General features: G+C 60.3%; 16 protein-coding genes. 10 read left to right on the top strand and 6 right to left on the bottom strand.

What is annotated here, in order from left to right; translation table 11 throughout:
* Nucleotides 1–6,090: a membrane-targeted effector domain-containing toxin gene (locus tag AO065_RS14700; RefSeq protein WP_004883426.1), complete on the bottom strand. Its 6,090-nt coding sequence runs from the start codon at nt 6,088–6,090 to the stop codon at nt 1–3.
* A 321-nt stretch (nt 6,091–6,411) separates the two neighbouring features.
* Between AO065_RS14700 and AO065_RS14695 the strand changes: the two genes are divergently transcribed.
* Genes AO065_RS14695 through AO065_RS14665 form a run of 7 tightly spaced genes read left to right on the top strand, consistent with a single transcriptional unit; the run spans nt 6,412 to nt 14,530 of the window.
* Nucleotides 6,412–8,169: a carbamoyltransferase family protein gene (locus AO065_RS14695; protein WP_004883428.1), complete on the top strand. Its 1,758-nt coding sequence runs from the start codon at nt 6,412–6,414 to the stop codon at nt 8,167–8,169.
* On the top strand, nt 8,153–9,283 hold the full coding sequence (locus AO065_RS14690) for a glycosyltransferase (protein WP_004883432.1): 1,131 nt from the start codon (nt 8,153–8,155) through the stop codon (nt 9,281–9,283). Before AO065_RS14695 ends, AO065_RS14690 begins: the two co-directional genes overlap by 17 nt.
* Nucleotides 9,283–10,179, top strand: a complete 897-nt coding sequence (locus AO065_RS14685) for an antimicrobial resistance protein Mig-14 (RefSeq protein ID WP_004883434.1) — start codon at nt 9,283–9,285, stop codon at nt 10,177–10,179. The genes AO065_RS14690 and AO065_RS14685 overlap by 1 nt, the downstream gene beginning before the upstream one ends.
* Entirely contained in the window at nt 10,176–11,585 is a 1,410-nt protein-coding gene (locus AO065_RS14680) for a PIG-L deacetylase family protein (RefSeq protein WP_004883435.1), read from the top strand. The genes AO065_RS14685 and AO065_RS14680 overlap by 4 nt, the downstream gene beginning before the upstream one ends.
* A gap of 30 nt (nt 11,586–11,615) precedes the next feature.
* On the top strand, nt 11,616–12,572 hold the full coding sequence (locus AO065_RS14675) for a glycosyltransferase family protein (protein ID WP_004883439.1): 957 nt from the start codon (nt 11,616–11,618) through the stop codon (nt 12,570–12,572).
* 31 nt (nt 12,573–12,603) lie between these two features.
* Nucleotides 12,604–13,377: a glycosyltransferase family 2 protein gene (locus AO065_RS14670; RefSeq protein WP_004883443.1), complete on the top strand. Its 774-nt coding sequence runs from the start codon at nt 12,604–12,606 to the stop codon at nt 13,375–13,377.
* Nucleotides 13,367–14,530 (top strand): hypothetical protein, encoded by a 1,164-nt coding sequence (locus AO065_RS14665; protein WP_004883446.1) that lies wholly within the window; start codon nt 13,367–13,369, stop codon nt 14,528–14,530. The genes AO065_RS14670 and AO065_RS14665 overlap by 11 nt, the downstream gene beginning before the upstream one ends.
* 40 nt (nt 14,531–14,570) lie before the next feature.
* Here the strand turns inward: AO065_RS14665 and AO065_RS14660 are convergent, their stop codons facing one another.
* The gene (locus AO065_RS14660; protein WP_004883449.1) at nt 14,571–15,209 is read right to left on the bottom strand and encodes a BUD32 family EKC/KEOPS complex subunit; all 639 of its coding nucleotides are present in this window, start codon (nt 15,207–15,209) and stop codon (nt 14,571–14,573) included.
* A gap of 116 nt (nt 15,210–15,325) precedes the next feature.
* On the opposite strand from AO065_RS14660, the gene msbA reads away from it, so the two are divergent.
* A complete protein-coding gene (gene msbA, locus AO065_RS14655; RefSeq protein ID WP_004883453.1) occupies nt 15,326–17,128 on the top strand; it encodes a lipid A export permease/ATP-binding protein MsbA in 1,803 nt (600 codons plus the stop codon).
* Between the two features lie 186 nt (nt 17,129–17,314).
* Nucleotides 17,315–18,736: a bifunctional D-glycero-beta-D-manno-heptose-7-phosphate kinase/D-glycero-beta-D-manno-heptose 1-phosphate adenylyltransferase HldE gene (hldE, locus tag AO065_RS14650; RefSeq protein WP_004883456.1), complete on the top strand. Its 1,422-nt coding sequence runs from the start codon at nt 17,315–17,317 to the stop codon at nt 18,734–18,736.
* A gap of 38 nt (nt 18,737–18,774) precedes the next feature.
* Here the strand turns inward: hldE and AO065_RS14645 are convergent, their stop codons facing one another.
* The 4 genes from AO065_RS14645 to AO065_RS14630 are packed head-to-tail and all read right to left on the bottom strand — an operon-like array spanning nt 18,775 to nt 22,142.
* On the bottom strand, nt 18,775–19,737 hold the full coding sequence (locus AO065_RS14645; RefSeq protein WP_004883459.1) for a hypothetical protein: 963 nt from the start codon (nt 19,735–19,737) through the stop codon (nt 18,775–18,777).
* 36 nt (nt 19,738–19,773) lie between these two features.
* Entirely contained in the window at nt 19,774–20,589 is an 816-nt protein-coding gene (locus AO065_RS14640) for an aldo/keto reductase (protein ID WP_004883461.1), read from the bottom strand.
* A complete protein-coding gene (locus AO065_RS14635; RefSeq protein WP_004883464.1) occupies nt 20,586–21,761 on the bottom strand; it encodes an NAD(P)/FAD-dependent oxidoreductase in 1,176 nt (391 codons plus the stop codon). The genes AO065_RS14640 and AO065_RS14635 overlap by 4 nt, the downstream gene beginning before the upstream one ends.
* Before the next feature lie 48 nt (nt 21,762–21,809).
* Nucleotides 21,810–22,142, bottom strand: a complete 333-nt coding sequence (locus AO065_RS14630; RefSeq protein ID WP_004883465.1) for an SMR family transporter — start codon at nt 22,140–22,142, stop codon at nt 21,810–21,812.
* Between the two features lie 137 nt (nt 22,143–22,279).
* Between AO065_RS14630 and waaA the strand changes: the two genes are divergently transcribed.
* Nucleotides 22,280–23,560: a lipid IV(A) 3-deoxy-D-manno-octulosonic acid transferase gene (gene waaA, locus AO065_RS14625; RefSeq protein ID WP_004883466.1), complete on the top strand. Its 1,281-nt coding sequence runs from the start codon at nt 22,280–22,282 to the stop codon at nt 23,558–23,560.
* The last annotated feature ends 8 nt before the right edge of the window (nt 23,561–23,568 follow it).

Here is a 23,568-nt window from a genome sequence, read left to right as displayed (position 1 = left end):
TTATTCCACGCGACTGAGGTTCATGTCCCTGAGTGCGACGGTCAGGGCGTTCATGTCGTCGTAGGTCTTCAGGTGCACCGGCACCCAGCTCGGACGATCAACGGACAGCTTGCCCTGTGCATCCCTGTTCACAGGGGTGCGATAGATCTGACTGTCTCGTGACCGATGCACGATGATCTGCAAGCCATCATCGTTCTGTTCGATCAGGAACATGCCCGGCTTGGCGAGTCGCTTTTCGATGGAGCGGGGGCGCGTGACAGGGCGGGATCTTGGGATCTCGATCTCGACCCGATAGTCGCCCTGGATGTGAACCTTTGCCTTTCCGAGATCCAGGGGCAACGCTTCGCCAGGGTCGCGCACGATGCCATGTGATGCTCCGGGCAAGACATCCTTGACCCGCAAACCGATGCCGCCTTCCAGTTCCGCCAGACCCGGCACCGCGTCCATGAAGGTGTTGGAGTGGCTGTTGCCGACCAGCGCAATCCACTTGTGAAACCCCATCACATCCTGATGCCTGCGAACGATGCGTGAAGCAAAGAAATTCATCATCTGTTGGCGGGTCGTAGACGTTTCGTTCGCCAGGCCTTTGAGGTGATAGCTGGCCAGGCAATCGATGGCACGAATCTCGATACCCTGCTGCTGCGCCTTGATCACCAGTTTCTCGAACGTGTAGATCCCCTTCGGATCCGTCTGATGGCCTATGTCCAGCGCCTGCAGGTCATGCAGCAGCCGCTTGCTCATCTGGCCAGTATCAAGGAAGTCATCCAGGTCAGCTTGATGCAGGTCGCTCAGCAGATGCTCCAGATAGAGTGTCTTGACGTTCTGTTCCGCCAGCATTGGCAGGTTATCGATGATCAGTTTCTTGCTGGCGATGCTGGCGTGCGACTCACCCACCACCACGCCTGAGGTGTGCTGATAGAGTCGCTCAAGGAAGTCTGCCGGTGACGCCGTCGACGGTACTGACGGCAGCAGGGGCCTGACGGGCAGTTCTGTTGTATGAATCGCTTCAGAGTCCAGTTGCAGCTGTTTTCGCAGCCTGAAAAAATCCTCCCTCGGCCCCATCAGTTCTGGATCGAACAGGAAGTAGCGCTCATCAAGACCCCGGTGTTCGAAGTTCGCCAGTGTGTGCAAAGCGTCTCTGTGTTCGACAGGGGCGTCGTAAGTGGCGTCTGCCAGAGACTGCTGGATGGCTGTCACCGACCGGGGACTGCTCTCGGGATCGCCGCGCAGCCAGCCTTTTTCGGCATCCCAACGGAAAACATAATCGCCTGCCCAGCGCTCTCCGGACTCCATGCTTTCCCGTTCCACCATACGGTTCATCAACACCGCATCCAGTTGGGTGCCGGGTGGCAATTGCGGGACGGACGCAGGCAGCAACGGGTTGGAAAACTCGACCGTGAAATCGGCGGGCGATTCGACTGCTGGCGGGAAGCTGTTCTTGCGTACACGAGTCGTACGGCCTGCAGGAACATCTTGAACGTGAACGCTGATTGCACCCTGCAGCTCGGTGATGCCCGGAACGCTGTCATGGGTGGTGGCCAGTTTCTGGTCGAGCAATGCCACCCAGCGTCGTGATGGCTGGCTGGCCACGTCTTCACTGATCAACGTATGACCAAAGAAGTTGCTCATTTTTTGAGCAGCGCTCAGGTCGTGTGCGGCAGCGGCAGCCGGATTCTCGGTCAGGGGGTAGCTGGCGCACGCGCTGAACGGGCGGACCTCTATGCCGTGTTTGTGCGCCTCCTTGATCAGGTGATAGTAGTCGTACTCGGAAGCGTGATTGTTCAGCGCGCCATTGTTCAGGTATTTCAGGTGCCGTTTGAGTTCATGAGAGCCGGATCGACTTCTTGCCGCCAACTGGCGATAGGTGGCCAGCTTTTCGAGGTGCTTGTCGGTGAACAGATGCTGGATGTACAAGACCTCTACTTTTCGCTCTGCCAGCAGCGGCATGTTGAGAATGAGCAGACGCTTGCTGGCAACCGATTGGGCAGCTTCGCTGATGACCAGGCCATTGCTGTGGTTGAAGATGTTTTCAACGAGCGTATCGACGTCCGCGCGAGGGGGGAGCGTCGGAATCGTGGGGCGCGCTGGCAGGAATGGTTTTGTGAAGAAGGCTTTGGCGTCGTGATAGAGCTTGTCTTGAAGCGCCCCCAGGGTCTGACGCATGTTGGCGAAGTAGTTTTCGAAATACAGCTCCAGGCCCATATGGGTCGGGTCTGGAATGTTCCGGTGCATGACGGTGTAAATACCCGGCCTCATGGCGACCGGCATTTCATAATCACTCGTAAGGGCGACAGTCTTGCCAGGCTCAACCCCTTCTTCCGGCAGTGGCCGCCAACTGGCCTGATCCTCGAGCCCGCCGCCGCGTAACTGCTGACGGTCGATTTTTTGCCACAGGCCCTGGCTGTCCAGGCGCACGGGTTGTTTGCCGAAGAATGCGAACGGGTTGGCAGTGTCGATGATCTGCCAGCAGCGCAGCCCGGCGTCGAATTGCACGACGTAAGTCTTTCCGGACATGCCGATACAGTATTGGCCATCCACCAGACAGACGCCTTTGGCGTGGCCGTCCTTGATGCGCGGCACATTGTGCAGGGGACGGTCGATGGACAGGTCGGGTTTTGCGTCCAGGGGCGAACTCAGCGGCAGCCACGTCTCGCCGTTCCTGCGGCCGACGAACTGGCCGGTGGCGCTGACCTGCGAAGACAAAGGATCGACCTGCTGGTAAAGCGGAGCGTGGCCGTTGGCGTTTTTCTTGCCGACCCAAACGGTTCGTTCCTGCAGGTCGATGGGGAAAAGATCCTCATAGCGTGGCAGTGACGACTGGCGTGACAGGGGGCGCAATGCCGAGGTCACCGAATCCATCGAGTTCGCAGGACTTACCGAGTGCACCGACCTCATCGGAGCGCCGCGCTCCAGTCGGTGCACGATACCGCCGAAGCCCTTGAGGCCTGAATGCAGATCGCCCGCAGCGCCCAGGCTGTTGAGCAAGGCCGATATCACATGGCCGCCTGCAGCTTCATGATCGCCATCAACCAGCGCCTGTACGGCGCGGACGCTGTCGTGTAATGACAACAGGCTGCCGACTGCGAAGCTGGCAGGCGGGAACGGCAGGGTAAGTGCCGTAGCGATGAGTTCGACGCTGACCCAGGCCATTTTCGACAGCATGTCGCTACGGCCTGTCGTGGTCTGTTCGATATCCAGCAATCTGCGTTCGACAGGCTGGTTGAAGCAGGTGTCGGCAAAGTCGGTGATGAATGCCTTGGGCAGAAAAGGCGCCTTGTTCGCGCCGCCCTGTTGCATGTCACGCAGGGAGAACGACAGCAGCCGGCGTGCGTTGAAGCGGCAGCGGTCCTTGTAGTAATCGATCATGCCCGGCGTATCCAGCGAGGACATGAAGCTGCTGAACAGGCGGAACTCGATCCCGTCGGGCGCCTGAGGCGTGTAGAGCAGGGCGGTCTGGCGGGTCTGCGTCGAGAGCACCGCCACGCAGCCCTGCACGGTCTCGGTATGCGTCAGCAGCGAATCGGGGAATACCAGTTGGTCCACGACCTTGAGGTTGGAGGCAATGAACGGCTTGTCGACATGCAGTTGCAACGGGTAGAGCGGGTATTGCTCGCGTGTTGCCGCATCGCTTGAGTGCGCGCGATCCAGCGAGCTTTTCAGCCAGGCGTATTGAATGCCATCAATGTGGCCTTTCAGATAGCTGCGCAGCGCGGCGGCTTTCATTTGCAACTGGGTCGTCAGCGCGGCTGTCTTGCGGCGGTAGTCATAGCCTTCGTCCTGCGGGTTGAGCAGGGTGCGCCTGACCTCTGCGATGTAGCGGTCGGCCACCCAGTTTCCGCGCACCGAGCCAGCCACACTGGCCGGTGACAGGACGCTGAGGTCCACACCCTCGGGGCCTTTGAAGGTGGCCACCGTGTCGGCAGTGGCACGCAGTGGATTGATGCTGTCGTCATAGCCATTGCGTAGCAGCTGGGTGTAGGTGACGGTTTCCCGTTCAGTGGTGATCACGATAAGGTCGGGATCCACCGTGCCTTCTGGCACACCCAGCAACGTGTTGATCTGCTGGCTGGCTTGCTGGTGAGCATACTGCTCGAACGGTTGAACGCGGGTATGGGGTTTCGCCTCGTAATTGCGCTGTGCGCCGGTGGCTGCATCCTCCAGCGCAACCAGCTCCTGACGCTTGTCGAGGGTGGCGTTCACGTACCACCGAGGCGTGTGCAAGTCCTGTTCGGACAGCGCGACTTCAATGTGGCCGTTCGCGAAAAACTCCAGGCCTGCGTCGTAGTCCGGCAGCGCGATAAGCTGGACGAAATCCTCGTCGGGATGAGGTTTGAGTCTGAGGGCGGCCAGCTGCGTTTCTAGTTCAGGTCGGGCGGAGACGTCTATCTGCTGGAGCAGGTAATCCCGGTGTTCGTCCGATGCGGTCCAACCGACCAGTTCATGTGCCAACTGGATTTCATTGTCGAATGCCCGGAAAAAATGCTGATCAGGCGCGTCCTGGCTGAACATGACAAGACGCTCCAGCTCGCCTTGTGCGTTTTGCTTGCGAAACACCAGCAGTTTGCCCATGGCGTTTTTCGCGTTCAGCCTGATGTGGCGAGTGCTCAGTGCCGGGTCAGGTTTTGCGTGCGAGATGGCCTCGACGATGGCGAAATCTTCAGGGCGAATATGGCCCTGCATTTTGGCGGCGCAGGCGAGGGCGTTGATCTGCGTGCGGGTCAGGGTGCGCATCAGGGACTGGTTATGCGGGTGCTGATAAGCCGCTTTCTGATGAGTGCCGAAGCGTACCCGCAAATCCAGTTCTTCAACGACGCGTGCAATGTAGGCGGCATCCAGATGCTTGAAGTCGGATGTCAGCGGCATGCCGTCATGGCTCAGCGCGGTTCGGTTCAGAAACGCCGACGTCTGGAGGCGGTCGCCGGGGTGCAGGCCATAAAGCGCCAGTTCCACCCACGAGCGCGTAACGGTATAGGTCTCGCCTGTCACGGGAAGCGTTCGTTGCGTACTGACCGAGATCAGTGCCGGATCCAGTGCGTAGCCCAGATCGTCCGCCAGGCGTGCCTGCAAGTGCGCCCTGGCAAACTGTTTTGCGGACGCCGCCGTGCCCAGCGCGCTGAGGGTTGCTGCGCGAGCCTGCTCGTAGTGATCAAGGCGCTCGATATAGGCGCTCATGTCCCTGGGGTTTGCAAGCTTGATCCAGTCCGGCAGGCTGCGCTGGTAGCGCGATTCGCGCAGTGCCATTTCGCGCAACTCCAGCATGGCCTGCGGGCCGAACAGGCCTTTCTGGTCAATCGCCTGCTGAATCAGCGAGCGGCGTGCTTCACGATCATCAATACCGGATCGGGTGCAGGCGTAGCGCACATCAACGCGCTGTTTTTCCTGCAGGCGTTTCAAGGCGTGGGCCAAAGGCTCCGTGGTGATGGCATGCAGCTGCACATCGATGGCAAGGAACGGTTCGGCGTACAGGTCGGGGTCCGAGTCGATGAGTGACGACCGGTCCTGATGGTCTTGTTCGAGGCTCTGGATCAGAGCGCCTTTCAGAACGGGCGAATTGAGCCATTGGGTGAGCGCCTCGCGCATCTGCTCCTGGGACGCGAACGCCTTGATGCCCAGGCCCGGCAATACCAGCAAGGTCGGTCCCTGCGCCTGGGACAGCACTACGGCACCGTTGACTTCAGCCTGAATCTCGTCATCAAGCTGCATATGCAGCGAGAACGCGTCTGGCGCCCTGGTTTCTGTGGAGGACAAGGCTGAAACGGGCAGGCAGGCTGCATGAACTGCCGAAAGCTCACCCTCGTGCAGCTTGACGCAGAACTCATCGCGCAGCGCCTGCTGCATGGCGGACAGGAATTGGTCATGACGGCTATCGCCGGGCGCCAGGGCCGCATGCCAGTAATCGTCGAGCTGCGACAGCAGGCGAGCAATGGACGCCTCGTCTGCGGGTGCATCCAGCAAGGCGTCATCAGGTGTTGGCAGCAGCTTGAGCGCTTCGCTCAGTCGAGAGCCCAGTTGATTGAGTCTTTTGAGAGCCGTCGTCGCTTCAATAAAGGTGTCGGCGGGTTTGGATGACACGGGTGTCAGTGTTTGCATGGTTTTTCCGGTTCTGACAAGCGCAAGGTGCGCGGGTTGATTGAGGGCTGTGAGCCCGTGATTCATGGCCTTCAATCAATCAGAATTCGGCGGGCCGGGAGCGTAGATAGTTATTGGGTGACAGCGAGTGGGTGAGATTCTTCGGATGCGTCCTGAAGGACGTGATGTCATCTGTTTGTTTAAACCCTCTCAGCCCCCGAGCCAAATCCTTGGTCATTACGCTATAATCCCGCCCTTTAGCTGCCCTCAGCCCGCTGTGCGGGGGCACACATTTTCTCGGGCGCGCTGCGCCTGTACGCAGACTAAAGAGGCTAGACCCTAGTGGCATTGACGATCCTTGGCCTGTCCGGCGCCCTTAGCCATGATCCTTCCGCGGCGCTCTACATCGACGGCAAGCTGATCGCAGCGGCCGAAGAAGAGCGCTTCGTTCGCGACAAGCACGCAAAGAACCGCATGCCCTACGAGTCGGCGAAGTTCTGTCTGGAACAGGCAGGCATCAAGCCTTCCGATGTCGACGTGGTCGCGATTCCGTTTGCGCCGATCAGCCTGTTCGGCAAGGCCCGCTGGCACTACGCCAAGCGTTACTGGTACGCACCGGACCGCGCGCTCGATGCGCTGCTGATGGGCAATCGCCGTTACAAGCGTTATCGCAACAAAATTGTCTGGTGCCTCGAGCAACTGGGCTTCGATCCGAAAAAGATCAAGATCGAGCCGGTCGAGCACCACCTGGCCCACGCTTCCAGCGCGTATCACTGCTCCGGTTTCACCGAGAAAACCGCGATCATGGGCATCGACGGCAAGGGTGAGTACGCCACGACCTTCTTCGGCTACGGCGAAAACGGCAAGATCCACAAGATCAAGGAATTCTTCGATCCGGACTCGCTGGGTGGCTTGTATGGCGCCATCACCGAATTTCTTGGTTTCGAGATGCTGGACGGCGAGTTCAAGGTCATGGGCATGGCGCCGTACGGCGACGCCAGCAAGTACGACTTTTCGCGTCTGGCCACGTTCGAGAACGGCGAGCTGGTCATCAACACCGAACTGGCCAACGTCATCGGCCTGCGTCGCTACAAAGAGAACGGCAAGGGCTTCTACTTCTCGCCGAAACTGATCGAATGGCTCGGCCCCAAGCGCGTTGGCGATGTGGCGGACGAACCGTACATTCACTATGCGGCCAGCATGCAGGCGCTGTTCGAAAAGCTCGCGCTGCAGATGATGGACCACTATCTGGGTGACATCCTCAAGGAAACCGGCAAGATCGCGTTCGCCGGTGGCTGTGCGCTGAACGTCAAACTGAACCAGCGCATCATTGCCCGTCCCGAGGTCAAGGAACTGTTCGTCCAGCCTGCGTCCGGCGATGCCGGAACGGCGGTGGGCGCGGCGGCCTACGTGTCTCACGCGCGCGGCGTGCCGGTCGAGAAGATGGAACACGTCTACCTCGGCCCCGCTTACAGCAACGAAGATGTGATCGCCGCGTGTGCCCGTCATCCGAGCAAACCGGTATGGCGCCAGATTGAAAACACCCCTGAGCGGATCGCCGAGATCATGGTCAAGGGCAACCCGGTGGCCTGGTTCCAGGGCCGCATGGAGTTCGGTCCACGTGCGCTGGGCGGTCGTTCGATCATCGGTTGCCCGAGCGTGGCCGGCGTCGCCGACCGCATCAACCACCAGATCAAGTTCCGCGAGCGCTGGAGGCCTTTCTGCCCGTCGATGCTCGACACCGTCGCACCACAGATGATCAAGATCGATCACCCAGCGCCGTTCATGACCTTCACCTTCGAAGTGGCGGAAGAGTGGAAGACCCGCGTGCCGGAAGTCGTCCATGAAGACGGCACTTCCCGTGCCCAGGTGCTCAAGCGCGAATACAACCCGCGCTACTACGACATGATGAAGGCGCTGGAAAACCTGACCGGCAACGGCGTGTCGCTGAACACCTCGCTGAACCGCCGTGGCGAACCGATGATCTGCTCGCCGACCGATGCCTTGAACATGTTCTTTGGCTCCGACCTCGAGTACCTGATCATGGAAGACATTCTGGTGGTCAAAGAGGGCGTCGAGGCTTATGACACGCTCGGCTGAACGTCACGTGCTGCAGTTCTGTCACGGCTATGACGGGCCGTTTCTGGACTGCGCCCGCCAATACGCCAGCCTGTTCGCAGGCAAGGGCTATCGGGTGACCACGGTGTTTCTGACCGGTGCCGCCGACCCTGATGTGGTCGCCGACTGTGGTTCGGACGAAGTGCTGTTCATGGAATTCAGCTCGAAGGCCATTCGTGGCCTCAAGCTGGGTGCCATTCGCGAATTGCGCAGCATCGTGGCTTCACGTCATTTCAGCTTCTGCATCGCACATCGATTCAAGCCGGTCTATATCGCGCTGTTGGCGACACGTTTGCCGGTAATCGGCGTTCATCATGCGTTTGGCGACTACCAGCGCCGCAGTCGCAAGCTGTTCGCCAACCTGTTTCGCAAACGCCTGAGCCTGCTGGGCGTTTCGGATTCGGTGCGCGACGACATGCGCAAAAGCCTGCCTGCATGGCCGGCCGAGCGCATCGAGACCCTGTACAACCGCATCGATGTCGAGCAACTGCAAGGCAGCCAGTTTTCTGCCGAAGACGCGCGCGTCGAACTGGGGCTTTCACCTTCGGCCTGGATCGTCGGCAATGTCGGACGTCTGCATCCTGACAAGGATCAGGCGACCCTGCTGCGCGGCTTCGCGCTTGCTCTGCCGAGCCTGCCCGAGAACAGTCAGTTGGTGATTCTTGGCAAGGGTCGGCTGGAAGAGTCCCTCAAGGAGCTTGCCCGTGAACTGGGCATTGGCGCGAATGTAATGTTCATGGGCCAGGTCGCGGACGCACGTCGTTATTTCAAGGCGTTCGATGTCTTCGCCCTGAGTTCGGATCACGAACCGTTCGGCATGGTGCTGCTGGAAGCCATGGTGGCAGGCGTGCCGGTCGTTGCGACGTCCTGCGGCGGTGCGCGTGAAGTGGTCGAAGACGTCGGTCTGCTGTTCCCGTTGGGCGACGAGCAGCGTCTGGCTCAAGGCCTGATGCACATGGCCGGGCTGGATGCGGATCAGCGTCAGGATTGCGCCGAACGCATGCTTCTGCGTCTGCGCGAGCGCTTTTCCGACCACGCGGTACGCAACGTGTTCTGGCGCCTGCCGCAGGTTACCCGCCTGGTTGCGGAGTCCTGATGCTCAACCGATTTCAAGGCGTGCGTGAACGTGGCTGGACCGAAATCGATGCCGCTGCCTATACGCAGGCGTGGCACCGGTTTGGCGGTAGCGTGGCCACCCACCCGCAGGTCGTCGAACGTCTTTCCGTGTTCGCTGACATTCCCGTGCGCTATCTGGGCTGGGAGCAGGGCGGCGACATCAAGGCAGCGATTGCCACCTGGGGCCGCTCGCTGGCGCTGTCCAAGGACGAGCTCAAACGTCATGGCAAGAAAGGTCTTTTCGATCTGGGCAACGCCGAGCTGATTCTGCCGGTGGCGCAGGACATCGAGGTGCCTGTACGTCATCGCGGGCGTTACATCTCGTCGTTGAACGAAGGCCGGGTCAGCACCCTCAAGCCGCAGGCCGAGTCACTGGCCATGGCGCGCACACCTGAAGAGCTGTCCAAAAAGTTTCGCTACAACCAGCGTCGCGAGTTGCGTCTGCTGGAAGAGGCGGGCGGCACGGTCCGGCCTGTCAGCGATTTCAGCAGCGCAGAGCTGGCACGCATGTATTGCGAGCTGTTCCAGCGCCGCTGGGGCTTTGAAGCGACCGGTGCTGCGCACAAGGCTGAAGTGATCGAGCTGCTGCGTGACCTGCTGATCGGCTCGGTGGTGTTTCTCAACGATGCGCCGATTGCCATTCAACTGGTGTACCGCGTCGAAGCGCCCGAATGGGTCAGCATCGAATACGTCAACGGCGGTGTCGACCCCGAAACCCGTGATTTCAGCCCTGGCAGCGTGCTCAGTTTCGTCAACACGCAGAGCGCCTGGGAAGATGCGCGTGCGCTGGGTAAATCGCTGCGCTTCTCGTTCGGCCGCGCCGACCGCGAATACAAGGATCGTTGGTGCAACCCCGTGCCGGTGTTCCAGATTTGAGCCGCAAGCAGGAGTTGCTCAAACGCCATCGTCGTAACAAGCGGCTGGCGTTGCTGGGTGGCCTGTTGCTGTTGATTGCCCTCGGCGTGGCGGTAGCGTGGTGGTTGATACCGGTGCTGGCGATCAGCGCCTGGATCGCTCACGAGGCCTGGTTCGCCGATCATCTGTTCTATTCGCCTGCCGATGACTATCAGTACAACTTCGCCGCCGAAAACGAGGTCTCGGGTGTGCGCCTGGAAAATGGCCGACTCACATTCGCCGAACCTCTGACGCTGACTGGCGGCGAAACGCTGGTACTGGCCCTGAACATCAAAAGTAACTGGCTGGGACGTTTTCTGGACCCTGTCGTCGAGTTGCAAGGTTCAGGTCTCGTCGATCGGCAAGCCTTCGAGCGCGGTGCCGACGCCGTGCGCTATCTGAACCTGACCGGGCTCGGTGAACCGTTGGCGGCAGGCGCGTTAACCCTGCGTGGACGTTTTTGCCGACTGGGCGGACAGCCGCGTTTGTGGGTGTTCCGTCAACCTGATGCACGCCAGCAGCGGGTGATGGTGATCGCGCCGCACGCTGATGACGCGGAACTTGCCGCTTTTGGTCTGTACAGCCAGGCCAGTGATGCGTGGATCGTGACCCTGACCGCCGGTGAAATCGAAGCCGATCACTATCGGCAGATGGGCCTGGACAAGGCCGAGGCGGCTCGCATGAAGGGGCGGCTGCGGGCCTGGGACAGCATTGCCGTGGCGCGCTGGGGCGGAGTCGCGGAGGCACAGTGTGTGCAACTGGGCTATTTCTGCCTGCAACTGCCTGCCATGCAGGCCGCACCGGATATGCCGGTCGGCTCTCGCGAAGCGGATCTGCTCGATACGCGTCTGTTTCGCCAGTTCAACACCTTGCCGCTGCCGGGCGACGACGGCCAGCCGACCTGGAATAACCTGCTGGCCGATCTGCGCGCGCTGATCCTCAAGGCAAGGCCGCAGGTCATCGTGATGCCGCACCCGGCCATCGACCCGCATCCTGACCACATTTGTGCGCAGGCCGCTGTGCGTGAGGCGCTGGCCGGGCTTGAATGGCAGCCTGAGGTGATCTTGGGTTACGCCAATCACTTGCACGACAACGACCGCTGGCCCATGGGCGATGCCTACACCGGCATCAGCCTGCCGCCCGTCTTCGATGCCGAATTGAAGCTTGAGCCCTACAGCCTTGAGCTGTCGGTGCCGACACAGCGCGACAAAGCCATGGCGCTGGGCATGATGCATGACCTGCAACCACCGATGCCGGGCAAACGTCGAGTGCGCCGCTGGCTGCAGCAGTTGCTCGCCGGGCGCCGCTGGCCGGCTGAAGGTGAAAACGAATTTTTCCGAAAGGCTGTGCGACGACACGAGTTGTTCTGGCGCAGCCGTGATTTCTGATTCAGCAGGCGCAGTACTGCAAGGAAAACAATGAAAGTCCTACTTCTGGTTCAGAAAGAGCAGCGTGCGATTCTGGATCGTCTTTACGACGGCATCGCGTCGAGCTGCGACTGCGACGTGCGCTGGCTGGATTCCAATGACCAGCGCAACCTGCGCAGCTATTTCCGGCGTGAAATCGATGTGAGCCGCTACGACCGGATCGTGTTCTTTCTGCGCTTCAAGCAGGAAGTGCGTCAGGTGGCCTTCATCCGAACGATTCCGAATCTGGTCATTCTCGAGCACGACGCCTACCAGAACTACATTGCCTGCAAGTACACCGGCAAGTTCAGCGCACACTATCGCAAGCTGCCCTGGGTCCGGGTGCTGTGCTCGGGCTTCATGGTCAGCGAGCGGCTGCGTGAGGAAGGCTTCGACGCGGTGTTCGTGCCCAAGGGCTACGATCAGACGCTGTTGCAGGCGCAGAACCGCGAGCGTGACATCGAGTTGGCGTTCGTCGGCAGCACCAACAGCGTCGCCTACAGCGGCCGCAAGGCGCTGCTCGACGAGTTGGGGCAGCATGAGAATCTGCTGGTCACGCGGACCAAGTCGGGCGAGGAATACTGCGACACGCTGAACCGCATCCGCTTTTTCGTCAGTGCCGATGTCGGCATGGGCGAATACATGATTAAAAACTTCGAGGCCATGGCCTGCGGCTGCGTGCTGCTTGCCTTCGATCAGGGCGCTGAAGAAAATCGCGCGCTGGGCTTCGTGGATATGCACAACATTGTGCTGTACCGCGATATTCCCCAGCTTCGTGAAAAGCTGGCGCAACTGCGCGCGGCCCCGGCACTGGCCGATGAAATATCCCGTAACGGACAGGCGCTCGTCGAGGAACGCTATACGTTTCACGCTTTGGGCAAAGCCATTGTCGAACACATGCGTCCACCGCTGCGGCCGATGCCGGCTGCGAGCTGGGTCGACCGTCTGCGCTCGCGTTGGGCATGGTAATGCTTCTTGAACTTTCAATGATTGGGAACAGATGATGGTATTCAGCGAAAATAGCGACATCACGCTGGTGGTGACCAGTTGCGGGCGATTCGATCTGTTGAAGCGCACCCTGGAAACCTTTGATCGTTACAACACCGCCGCCATCCGCCATGTGCTGATCACTGAAGATTCAGGAGACGTTCAGGTCGAGGCCTGTATTCCTGAGCACTGGCGCGCACACACCCGCTTCCTCATCAACAATCCCAAGTTGGGACAGATGCGCTCGGTGGACGCCGCTTATGCGCTGATCGAGACGTCCTGGGTGTTTCATTGCGAAGATGACTGGGATTTCTACCGCCCGCACTTCATCGAAGAGTCGATGATCCTGCTGGAGAACGACCCGCAGGCGCTGCAGGTGTGGTTGCGCAGCTTCCATCATGATCTGCAGATTCACAGCCCCTACATCTATTTGAACGAGCGCGAAGTGGTTCAGGGCATTCCTTTCTACAAGCTGGGTTCGCACAAGCCGGAGTGGCAGGGTTTTTCCTTCAATCCCGGATTGCGCCGTCTGGCCGATTACAAGCAGCACGCGCCGTATGCTGGCCATGGCGGAGAGAAGAAACTTTCACAGTTGTTCGCGTCGGAAAACCGATACGCTCTGATTCTGGAAAACGATGCTGTATTGCACACCGGCTTTGGTGAGCATGTGGTGGTGCCGCAGGAGCGCCTCGACAAAAAGCGTCGCAAACGTCGTGATCGCGTCAAATTGATTGTCGCGGTAGTCATTGGACTGGTAGCAGGTTGGTTGCTTAATAATGTCAGTTGATCGTGCCGGTATGCCTTCAAGCAAGGCACAAATCTATTTTGGTGCTGTGCTGGTCGTCTTTCTGCTGAGTTTCATCCTGAACTCTTCAGCCAAGACGACCAATAATCTGTTCTACGCCCTGACCGCATTGCCGGGCCTGTTTTTCCTGATCAAATACCGTGGCGTCGGCGTGTTCGCGCAGCCGCTGGGTGTGGCCTGGGCAGTGTTCATGGTCTGGTTTCTGGTGCCAGCCTTCTACGGACAGGATTTCCAGTTCTATAAACATGTGGCGTACGTCAGCCTGTTCGTCTTTGTTGTGGCCGGTCTGACGGACAATCGATTCTTCCATCAAGGCAGGTTCATACGCAGCTTTTTCTGGGCGATATGCGCTTATATTCTGGTGGCCAGCATTCATAGCTGGGTGACCGGGCAGTTCGCGTTCGGCAAGCGTGTCGAGATATTGCCTGCGCGCATGGCTAACGTGATTTACGCCAGTGCCTGGCTGGTCTGTTGCCTGGCCCTGGCGTTGCCGGTCTGGCTGAAAGAGCAGCGCTGGATCGAAGCCGTTGCGGGTATTGTGCTGACCCTTGTCGTTGCTGCCTTCATCGTGCAGACCCGCACCGCGCTGGTGGGTGCGGCGTTCCTTATTGCGGCTTGTACGCTGTATTCGGTGTATCGCTTTCCGAAGCGCAGTCTCATCACTTTGCTGGTGCTGGTACTCATCTGCGCGGCCTTGTTCTGGGTGGTCAGGGATGAGGAGTGGATCAAACTGCTGATGGTGCGCGGCGATTCCTACCGCATCGAGCTGTTCGAAATCATGACCGGCGAATGGCGTAATTGCGGATGGATGATGGGCTGTGGCGTTGATTTCTATACAACCAAGACGCTGACAGGCGGTATGGCGATTCAGCATCCGCACAACATCTACGTCTCGATGGGGTTGTACACCGGCGCGGTGTCGCTGGTGCTATTCCTGATCGTGATGGCCATGACGCTGTGGCACGCATTGCGCCTGCGCGACGCGTGGGGGCTTTACCTGGCGTGCGCACTGGTGATGCTCAATTTCGACGGCGCGAAGCTGGTCGGCAACCCGGATGAGCTTTGGGTGCTGGTGCTGCTGCCTGCGGCGATGGTGCTGGGAAGGGTAGTTCAGGAACATCGGCTAAGGCACTGAGTGCCGAGCGCTGAAATGGCCGCCTGCAAGCGGCCATTTTTTAGTTCATGGCCTGGGTCAGTTCCGCTGCAGCGCAGACGCTCTGGCCGCTCAGGTAGCCATTGAGGAAGGCTGGATTACCGTCGCCCAGTAGCCATTGCCGGTCTTCCAGATAGCGCAGCATGTGCTTGAAGTTGCGCAATCGCAGGTTTTTGCGCAGTGGGCGGCGGTAGGTTTTCAGGTCGGCAATGTCGATGAGGCCCAGCGTGCCTTCCGGGGTAAGAATCACATTGCCCAGGTGCGCTGAGCGGAAATAGACGCCTTTTTCATGCAGGTTGGCGATGAAGCGCCCCAGTTGCATGCGCAGGTCATCATCGCTGGCGGCCTTGCCCAGCAGTTGACGCAGGGTGTGACCGGCCAGCGGGTCGTAATGCACCGCGTCGCGGGCGATGTCGGCGATTCTGTAAACAGTGCGAACATGCGGGCAGGGGATGGCGCGTTTGGCCAGGGTCAGGCAGTTGTCAGCGAAGCGTTTGGCATAGGGATACCAGGCGGCGGAACTGATCAGCCGCTTGCGTCGAAACAGTTTCAACATTGAACCGTCATTCAGACGTAGTACTTTATCGCCCGTGCCGTCGGCTTCAAGCACTTCGGCACCTTGAACCAGGGCAAGGTAGTGGGCGTGGTCGAGCGCTTGCATCGATACTCCGGATTCTGCGCCCCAAGGGCTGTACGGGCCGCCTATGTTACCGCAGCAGGCTGTTGCGAAAACGGCTTGTGATACAATTCCGCTTCTTTTTAACACGACGGATACTCATGACAACCTCCGAATCGTCCGCCACTTCCAGCGTGAAAATCTACTTCCGCCTGTTGTCCTATGTGCGTCCGTATGTGGGCATTTTCCTGCTCAGCATCCTCGGTTTCGTGATCTTTGCATCCACTCAGCCGATGCTGGCGGGGATCCTGAAATATTTCGTCGATGGGCTGAGCAATCCGGAAGCGGTGCTGTTCCCCAATGTTCCCTACCTCAGGGACCTGCAATTGCTGCAGGCCGTGCCGCTGCTGATCGTGCTGATCGCCGCCTGGCAGGGTCTGGGTTCGTTTCTCGGCAACTACTTCCTGGCCAAGGTATCGCTGGGGCTGGTGCATGACCTGCGCGTCGAACTGTTCAACAAGCTGCTGGTACTGCCCAATCGCTACTTCGACACCACCAATTCGGGTCATCTGATCTCGCGCATCACCTTCAACGTCACCATGGTGACGGGGGCTGCAACGGATGCCATCAAGGTGGTGATCCGTGAAGGCCTGACCGTGGTGTTCCTGTTCATCTACCTGCTGTGGATGAACTGGCAGCTGACGCTGGTCATGCTCGCCATCCTGCCGGTGATCGCCATCATGGTCGGCACCGCCAGCAAGAAATTCCGCAAGCAGAGCAAGAAGATCCAGGTGGCGATGGGCGACGTGACCCACGTTGCGTCCGAAACCATTCAGGGTTATCGCGTGGTGCGCAGCTTCGGCGGCGAAACCTACGAGCAGGATCGTTTTGCGCGTGCCAGCAACAGCAACACCAAAAAGCAGTTGCGCATGACCAAGACCGGCGCGATCTATACGCCGATGCTGCAACTGGTCATCTATACCGCCATGGCGGTGCTGATGTTCCTGGTGCTGTTCCTGCGTGGCGATGCGACGGCAGGCGATCTGGTGGCGTACATCACCGCCGCCGGCCTGCTGCCCAAGCCGATTCGTCAGCTGTCGGAAGTCAGTTCGACCATTCAAAAGGGTGTGGCGGGTGCCGAGAGCATCTTCGAACAGCTGGATGTAGAGCAGGAAATCGATACCGGCACCCTTGAGCGCGAGCGTGTTTCGGGCCGTCTGGAAGTGAAGAATCTCAGCTTCTTCTATCCCGAGACCGAGCGTCAGGTCCTCAACGACATCAGTTTCTCGGCAGCACCGGGGCAGATGATTGCATTGGTAGGACGTTCGGGCAGCGGCAAGTCGACGCTGGCCAATCTTATACCGCGGTTCTACACCCATGAACTGGGTCAGATCCTGCTGGATGACGTCGAGATCAATGATTATCGCCTGCGTAACCTGCGTACCCACATCGCGCAGGTCAACCAGAATGTCACGCTATTCAACGACACCATCGCCAATAACATCGCCTACGGTGATCTGGCGGGTGCGCCGCGTGCCGACATCGAGGCGGCCGCCGCCGATGCCTACGCCAAGGAATTCATCGACCAGTTGCCGCAAGGTTTCGACACCCCGGTGGGCGAGAACGGCGTGCTGTTGTCCGGTGGCCAGCGTCAACGTCTGGCGATTGCCCGTGCGCTGCTCAAGAATGCCCCGGTGCTGATCCTCGACGAAGCGACCTCTGCGCTGGATACCGAGTCGGAGCGTCACATTCAGGCCGCGCTGGATCAGGTCATGAAAGGACGCACCACGCTGGTGATCGCGCACCGTCTTTCCACCATCGAGAAAGCCGACCTGATTCTGGTCATGGACGCCGGTCAGATTGTCGAGCGCGGCACCCACGCCGAGCTGCTGGCAAAGAACGGCTATTACGCCCGCCTGCACGCCATGGGCCTGGACGAGCCAGCGCCTGTCGGCGCGATCTGATCAAGCCTGGCTGCGCTGTGTTTTCGACATGGCGCAGCGGCTTTTCACCGCATCACTACACGCATCTTTTCCCCCGCTGGAATCGTCTTTTGTCAGCGTCAGGAATCAGGTTATGAACAGCCTGTCTGTTCAAACCCCCTGTGCTAAGATTCCGCCCCTGTCCATTTTTCTAGTACGGGTTGTTCGATGAAGTTATCCATGCCGCGCTTTGATCAGGCCCCTGTCCTGGTGGTTGGCGATGTCATGCTCGACAGATACTGGCATGGTGGTACCTCGCGTATTTCCCCTGAAGCGCCTGTGCCTGTCGTCAAGGTCGACCAGATCGAGGACCGTCCCGGCGGTGCCGCCAACGTGGCATTGAACATCGCGGCATTGGGTGCACCTGCCTCGCTGGTGGGCGTGACCGGTGAAGACGAAGCGGCAGAAAGCCTGAGCAACAGCCTCAAGGCAGCCGGTGTTCTGGCTCGTTTTCAACGCATTGCAGACCAGCCGACCATCGTCAAACTGCGGGTGATGAGCCGACACCAGCAACTGCTGCGTATCGACTTCGAAGAACCCTTCGCCACCGATGCACAGGCCCTGAGCGCAGAAGTCGAAAACCTGCTGGATGGGGTCAAAGTGCTGGTGCTGTCGGATTACGGCAAAGGTGCGTTGAAAAACCATCAGACACTGATCCGGGCAGCCCGCGAGCGCGGCATTCCGGTGCTGGCCGATCCCAAGGGCAAGGACTTCGCGATCTACCGCGGCGCGAGTCTGATCACGCCGAATCTCAGCGAATTTGAAGCCATCGTTGGCCATTGCGTCGACGAAGCCGAGCTGGTTGCCAAGGGCGCGCAGCTGATGAGCGAGCTGGATCTGGGCGCGTTGCTGGTGACCCGTGGCGAGCACGGCATGACCTTGCTGCGCCCCGATCAACAGGCGCTGCACTTGCCCGCGCGTGCCCGTGAAGTCTTTGACGTCACCGGTGCCGGTGATACGGTCATTTCAACCCTGGCGGCGGCGATTGCGGCTGGCGAGGAACTGCCACATGCGGTTGCGCTGGCCAATCTGGCGGCAGGCATCGTGGTCGGCAAGCTGGGTACGGCGGCCATCAGCGCGCCTGAACTGCGTCGTGCCATTCAGCGCGAAGAGGGCTCGGAGCGTGGTGTTCTGGGGCTGGAGCAGTTGCTGCTCGCCGTCGATGACGCGCGGGCACACAAGGAAAGGATCGTTTTCACCAACGGCTGCTTCGACATCCTGCATGCCGGGCACGTGACCTACCTGGAGCAGGCGCGCGCGCAAGGTGATCGTCTGATCGTGGCGGTCAACGACGATGCCTCCGTGAGCCGTCTCAAAGGCCCTGGTCGTCCGATCAATAGCGTCGACCGCCGCATGGCCGTTCTGGCCGGTCTGGGCGCTGTGGACTGGGTGATCAGTTTCCCTGAAGGCACACCTGAAAACCTGCTGACCCACGTCAAGCCCGATGTGCTGGTCAAGGGCGGCGACTATGGGATCGATCAGGTGGTCGGTGCCGATATCGTGCAGGCCTACGGCGGCCAAGTGAAGGTGTTGGGGCTGGTTGAAAACAGCTCGACCACGGCCATCGTCGAGAAAATTCGCGGACAGTGAGTGGATCAGGTTTGCCCGGAGCATTCCGGGCAAACCGGTTATTTGCTCAAGCTGCCGCGTGCCAGTCCCAGAAGCTCTCTGGCCTTGCTGGTCAGACGCTTCAGCCCCGTCTTCTTTGGCGGTGGTGTCATGCCTTGCTGGCGCAGCCAGTCTTTCCAGCGAATCCTTTCCTCACGCACCACCCAGCCATCCTGTGCCGCAAAGCTCTCTGCCAGGTACAGACCGCGCGTGCCCGCCGGGGTCAGCTTGTCGCGCTTGAGGGTGTAAAGCTCTGGCAGTGGCGAGCCGTTTTCCAGCGGCATCAGGTAGAGGTCGGGCTTGCTTCGGTTGAGGCGGGCGACCAACTGATCGTTTTCCAGCACCTCATCGACGTGGAACAGGCTGATCGGGCGGGCTTCCTTGGGGATTTCCAGGCGCATGTCATAGATCAGCTGCAGCGACGCAGTGGGCAGGTGGACATAGGCGCGGGGGCGTTCCAGCAGCGTCAGGTTGCCAGCCCGTACCGGTCTGGCAGCACCCGAGAGCGGGCTGAGGGTGAAGGGCATTGCCTCCCGGTAATGCAATGCCGCTGCGTAGGGAGCGGGCAGCCAGGTGTCCTTGAACATTCCGCTCAGCCAGCCCTGCGGCGTTTCGATAAGGCACTCTTCAGCGACTTCCTGAATGGCGGTGTGCAGCGGTAGCGTCAGCTCGTGCGCCGGGACATAGCCTGAAATCAGTTTGAGCACCACGTCGCCACGGTCCTGACGGCGTTGTCGGACCAGCACCCAGTAATCCCGGTTCTGCCACCTGATGGTCAGGCGGATCGACACCCCGAGGTTGGCCAGCTCGGTGGCGAATCGCTCAGGGTCCGGCACCTCGACCTTGCGGCGTCGCTGCAAGGTCTGCGTAAAGTTCATCGGCATGCCGACACTCTGATAACTCAGGCTTTCAGGAGTGGCTTCGACGAACAGCGGCAGGGTCTTGAAGTTGCTGGGATTCTTCCGAATCAATGTTCGCGGCATATCGGCTCCTTCTTGCGTTGGGGTCGGCCGCCCAAATCAGGCTTGACGGCAAATCACGGCAGCAGCGGTGGCAACGTTGTGTGCCAGGTGCATGGGGTTGATGGTCCCGACAATAGCACTGGCGACGCCCGGATGTTCAAACAGTAACTGGAAGCTGGCCTGGACCGGGTCCATCCCGGGCGTCAGGCACACATGACCGCTGGCCAACGCCTTCTTGACCAGAATGCCTTTGCTGTGGGCAGCCGCGTAATCCAGAACCGGTTTCTCACCCTGTTCATTAAGATTATAGGTGACCATCGCGCAGTCCCCGTCGCGCAGGGCAAGCAGGCCGCCTTCGACGGTCTTGCCGGAAAAGCCGAAGCCCCGGATCTTGCCCTCGCTTTTGAGCGCCGCAAGGGTTTCGTACACCGCCGTTTCGTTGAGGATCGCCAGATCGTTGCCGTCCGAGTGGACCAGCACCAGATCAAGAAAGTCGGTTTCAAGACGTTTCAAGCTGCGCTCGACTGACAGCCGGGTGTGCTCGGCGCTGAAATCGTGGCTCGACTGTCCGTCCACGAACTCTTCGCCTACCTTGCTGACGATAACCCAGTCCTGACGCTGGCCGCGCAGCAGCGGGCCAAGGCGTTCCTCGCTGGTGCCATAGGCGGGCGCGGTATCGATCAGGTTGATCCCCATGTCGCGGGCCATCCTGAGCAGCATCGCGGCCTGCTGGTCATCCGGGATCTTGAAGCCGCTCGGGTATTTCACGCCTTGATCGCGTCCCAGCTTCACGGTGCCCAGACCCAGCGGCGAGACGCTCAGGCCGGTGCTGCCGAACGGGCGATGCAGGTCGTGCAGGGTTTTCAGGCTCATGGCAGCAGTTGATCCCAGACAGGAACGGCAATGGGTGGCTTCGGCACATTCGCCAGCGCCGGTTGTGGCGTCGGGTGGATGCCTTCCCTGGACAGGACTGACAATACGCGGTCGGCGAAGTCCGGCGCCAGCGCAAGCTTGGTCGGCCAGCCCACCATCAGGCGTTTCTGACCGTCCAGGAAGGCGTTGTCGGGACGCACCAGACCCGATTGCGCAGGTTCTGCACGGTCGACGCGCAAGGTCGCCCACTGCGCCTGGCTCAGGTCGACCCATGGCAGCAGCGCTTCGAGTTCCTTGCGGGCGACGGCGATCTGCGCCTCCGGCTCGCGCGCTACGCCATCAGCCTCGGCGAGATCGCCGCCCAGGTACCAGACCCACTGGCCGTCGGCCGCAGGATGCGTGGTCACGGTGATGCGCGGTTTGGTACCGCCCCCCAGGCAGTGGGCATACAGCGGTTTGAGGGTCGGCCCTTTGACCAGCACCATGTGCAGCGGACGACGCTGCATCTGGGGTTGCGAGATACCGACCGCCTTCAGCAGATCGGCATTGCCGCCGCCTGCGCTGAGTACGATGCGCTGTGCATGTATATCCGTGCCATCGACCCGCAGGCCGACCAGTTCGTCGCCCTCGTACAGCGGCTCTATCTGTTTTCCGGCGAGCAGCGAGTCACCGGCCAGTTCTGCGAGACGATTGATCAGGCTCGGTACATCGACCACCAGCTCTGCCAGCCGATAGACCTTGCCCTTGAATTTCGGATGCTGCAGTGCGGGCGGCAATTGCTCGCCCTTGACCTGATCCACGCGCCCGCGCACGGCCTTGCTGGCGAAGAAGCTGGTCAGATTGCCCGCGATCGTGCCCGGCGACCAGAGGTAATGGGCGTCCGACAACAGGCGCACGCCTGAAAGGTCCAGCTCGCCTTTGCCGTCCAGGGCTTCACGCCAGCGGCGCGGCATATCGGCTATGGCTTCCGAGGCTCCCGACAGGGCGCCGTGCAGCGCGTACTTGGCGCCGCCGTGGATGATCCCTTGAGACTTCAGGCTCTGTCCGCCACCCAGGCTTGCGCTTTCTACCAGCACTGTCGAGAACCCTTGACGACGCAACCGGGCATTGAGCCAGAGGCCGGCAACGCCAGCCCCGACAATCAGGACGTCAGTGGAAATAACAGATGGCATGGGCACCTCAGTGAGTAAAGATTGCGGCCATTATAAGGGAACGGACTTTCAATGCCCGGCGGTTTTCGAGAACACCTGAATGACCACCACACCCGCCACGATCATTCCCATGCCCAGCAGCGCGGGCAGGTCGAGCTTCTGACCGTAGACCAGGAATGCCGCGATACTCACCATGACAATGCCCATGCCCGACCAGATGGCATAGGTGATGCCGACGGGAATGGTGCGCATCACCAGAATCAACATCCAGAACGCAATCGCATAGCCGCCAATGACCAGCAGCAGGGGCAGCGGTGTGTTGAAGCCTTTCACCGCTTTCATCGAGGTGGTGGCGATGACTTCGGCGCAGATTGCGACGCCCAGCAGGTAATACGGATTCATGATCTTTTCCTTGTATGAGACAGCGCATTCTAAAGGACGGTGGTGACCGACCTGATGATTCACACGCCGCCCGCCATCGTGTCTGCGTCTTCATGTCGTTGTGGCATTGCGCAGGCGGGCTGATAAACTCCGCGCCCATGAATAGAACCCTCTACACCTTCCTGTTTCATCTGGGCCTGCCGCTGGTTGCCCTGCGGTTGTGGTTGCGCGCTCGCAAGGCGCCTGCGTATCGCCAGCGCATCGGCGAGCGCTTCGCCATGGGCCTGCCGCCGATGCAGCGTGGCGGTCTCTGGGTGCATGCGGTGTCGGTCGGCGAAAGCATTGCTGCCGCGCCCATGATCCGCGCCTTGCTGGCGCAGTATCCCGAACTGCCGATCACTGTGACTTGCATGACGCCCACAGGTTCGGAGCGAATCAAGGCGATGTTTGCCAACGAGCCGCGCATTCAACATTGTTACCTGCCTTATGACCTGCCATGGGCGGCCGGGCGCTTTCTCGATCATGTGCAGCCGCGCCTGGGCATCATCATGGAAACCGAGCTGTGGCCCAATCATATTCATCAATGCAGCAAGCGCGGTATTCCGGTGGTGTTGGCCAACGCTCGGCTGTCGGAGCGTTCGGCGCGGGGTTATGGCCGTTTTGCGAAACTGACAAGGCCGATGCTCGCCGAAATGGCCTGGTTCGCTGTGCAGACTGAAGTCGAGGCCCAGCGTTTCCGTGATCTGGGCGCGCGGCCTGAGTACGTGACGGTGACCGGCTCGATCAAGTTCGACCTGAGCATCGACCCCGCCTTGCTGGAGCGTGCCGCCGAATTGCGCGGACAATGGCAGGCCACGCAACGCCCGGTGTGGATCGCGGCGAGCACTCATGCGGGCGAGGACGAAAGCGTGCTGGCGGCGCATCGCACGTTGCTGGCGAGCCATCCCGATGCCTTGCTGATTCTGGTGCCGCGCCATCCCGAGCGTTTCGACAGCGTGCATGGGTTGTGTCAGCAGCAGGGTTTCAAGACGGTCCGGCGTTCAAGCGCGCAGGCCGTTACGCCAGACGTGTCTGTACTGCTGGGCGACACCATGGGCGAGCTGCTGTTTCTGTATGCGCTGGCGGACAACGCGTTCGTGGGCGGCAGTCTGGTGCCCAATGGCGGCCATAACCTGCTGGAACCTGCAGCACTGGCCAAGCCGGTGCTGAGCGGCCCGCACCTGTTCAACTTCCTCGAAATCGCCGCCCTGCTGCGCAGTGCTGGAGCGCTGGAAGAGGTGAGCGATTCAGCCGCACTGGCGGTCGCCGTGCAGCGCCTGTTCGATCAGCCGAAGCTGGCAGCCACCATGGCTGAAGCGGGTCTGGGTGTGATGAAGGCCAATCAGGGCGCACTGCAGCGTTTGCTGGATGGAATCGGGCGGTTGATGCAGAGAATGTGACGCGGAGC

The sequence above is a fragment of the Pseudomonas viridiflava genome (assembly GCF_001642795.1).
Classification (GTDB): Bacteria; Pseudomonadota; Gammaproteobacteria; order Pseudomonadales; family Pseudomonadaceae; genus Aquipseudomonas; species Aquipseudomonas viridiflava.
The sequence above is the reverse complement of the archived record's forward strand: the minus strand, read 5'-3'. Positions and strand labels throughout refer to the sequence as shown.

Coding starts and splice junctions, on each gene's coding strand:
- AO065_RS14700 (WP_004883426.1), bottom strand. CDS start 6,090: ATGCAAACACTGACACCCGTGTCATCCAAACCCGCCGACACCTTTATT.
- AO065_RS14665 (WP_004883446.1), top strand. CDS start 13,367: ATGTCAGTTGATCGTGCCGGTATGCCTTCAAGCAAGGCACAAATCTAT.
- AO065_RS14660 (WP_004883449.1), bottom strand. CDS start 15,209: ATGCAAGCGCTCGACCACGCCCACTACCTTGCCCTGGTTCAAGGTGCC.
- hldE (WP_004883456.1), top strand. CDS start 17,315: ATGAAGTTATCCATGCCGCGCTTTGATCAGGCCCCTGTCCTGGTGGTT.
- AO065_RS14685 (WP_004883434.1), top strand. CDS start 9,283: ATGCTCAACCGATTTCAAGGCGTGCGTGAACGTGGCTGGACCGAAATC.
- AO065_RS14690 (WP_004883432.1), top strand. CDS start 8,153: ATGACACGCTCGGCTGAACGTCACGTGCTGCAGTTCTGTCACGGCTAT.
- waaA (WP_004883466.1), top strand. CDS start 22,280: ATGAATAGAACCCTCTACACCTTCCTGTTTCATCTGGGCCTGCCGCTG.
- AO065_RS14630 (WP_004883465.1), bottom strand. CDS start 22,142: ATGAATCCGTATTACCTGCTGGGCGTCGCAATCTGCGCCGAAGTCATC.
- AO065_RS14675 (WP_004883439.1), top strand. CDS start 11,616: ATGAAAGTCCTACTTCTGGTTCAGAAAGAGCAGCGTGCGATTCTGGAT.
- AO065_RS14645 (WP_004883459.1), bottom strand. CDS start 19,737: ATGCCGCGAACATTGATTCGGAAGAATCCCAGCAACTTCAAGACCCTG.
- AO065_RS14670 (WP_004883443.1), top strand. CDS start 12,604: ATGATGGTATTCAGCGAAAATAGCGACATCACGCTGGTGGTGACCAGT.
- AO065_RS14640 (WP_004883461.1), bottom strand. CDS start 20,589: ATGAGCCTGAAAACCCTGCACGACCTGCATCGCCCGTTCGGCAGCACC.
- msbA (WP_004883453.1), top strand. CDS start 15,326: ATGACAACCTCCGAATCGTCCGCCACTTCCAGCGTGAAAATCTACTTC.
- AO065_RS14635 (WP_004883464.1), bottom strand. CDS start 21,761: ATGCCATCTGTTATTTCCACTGACGTCCTGATTGTCGGGGCTGGCGTT.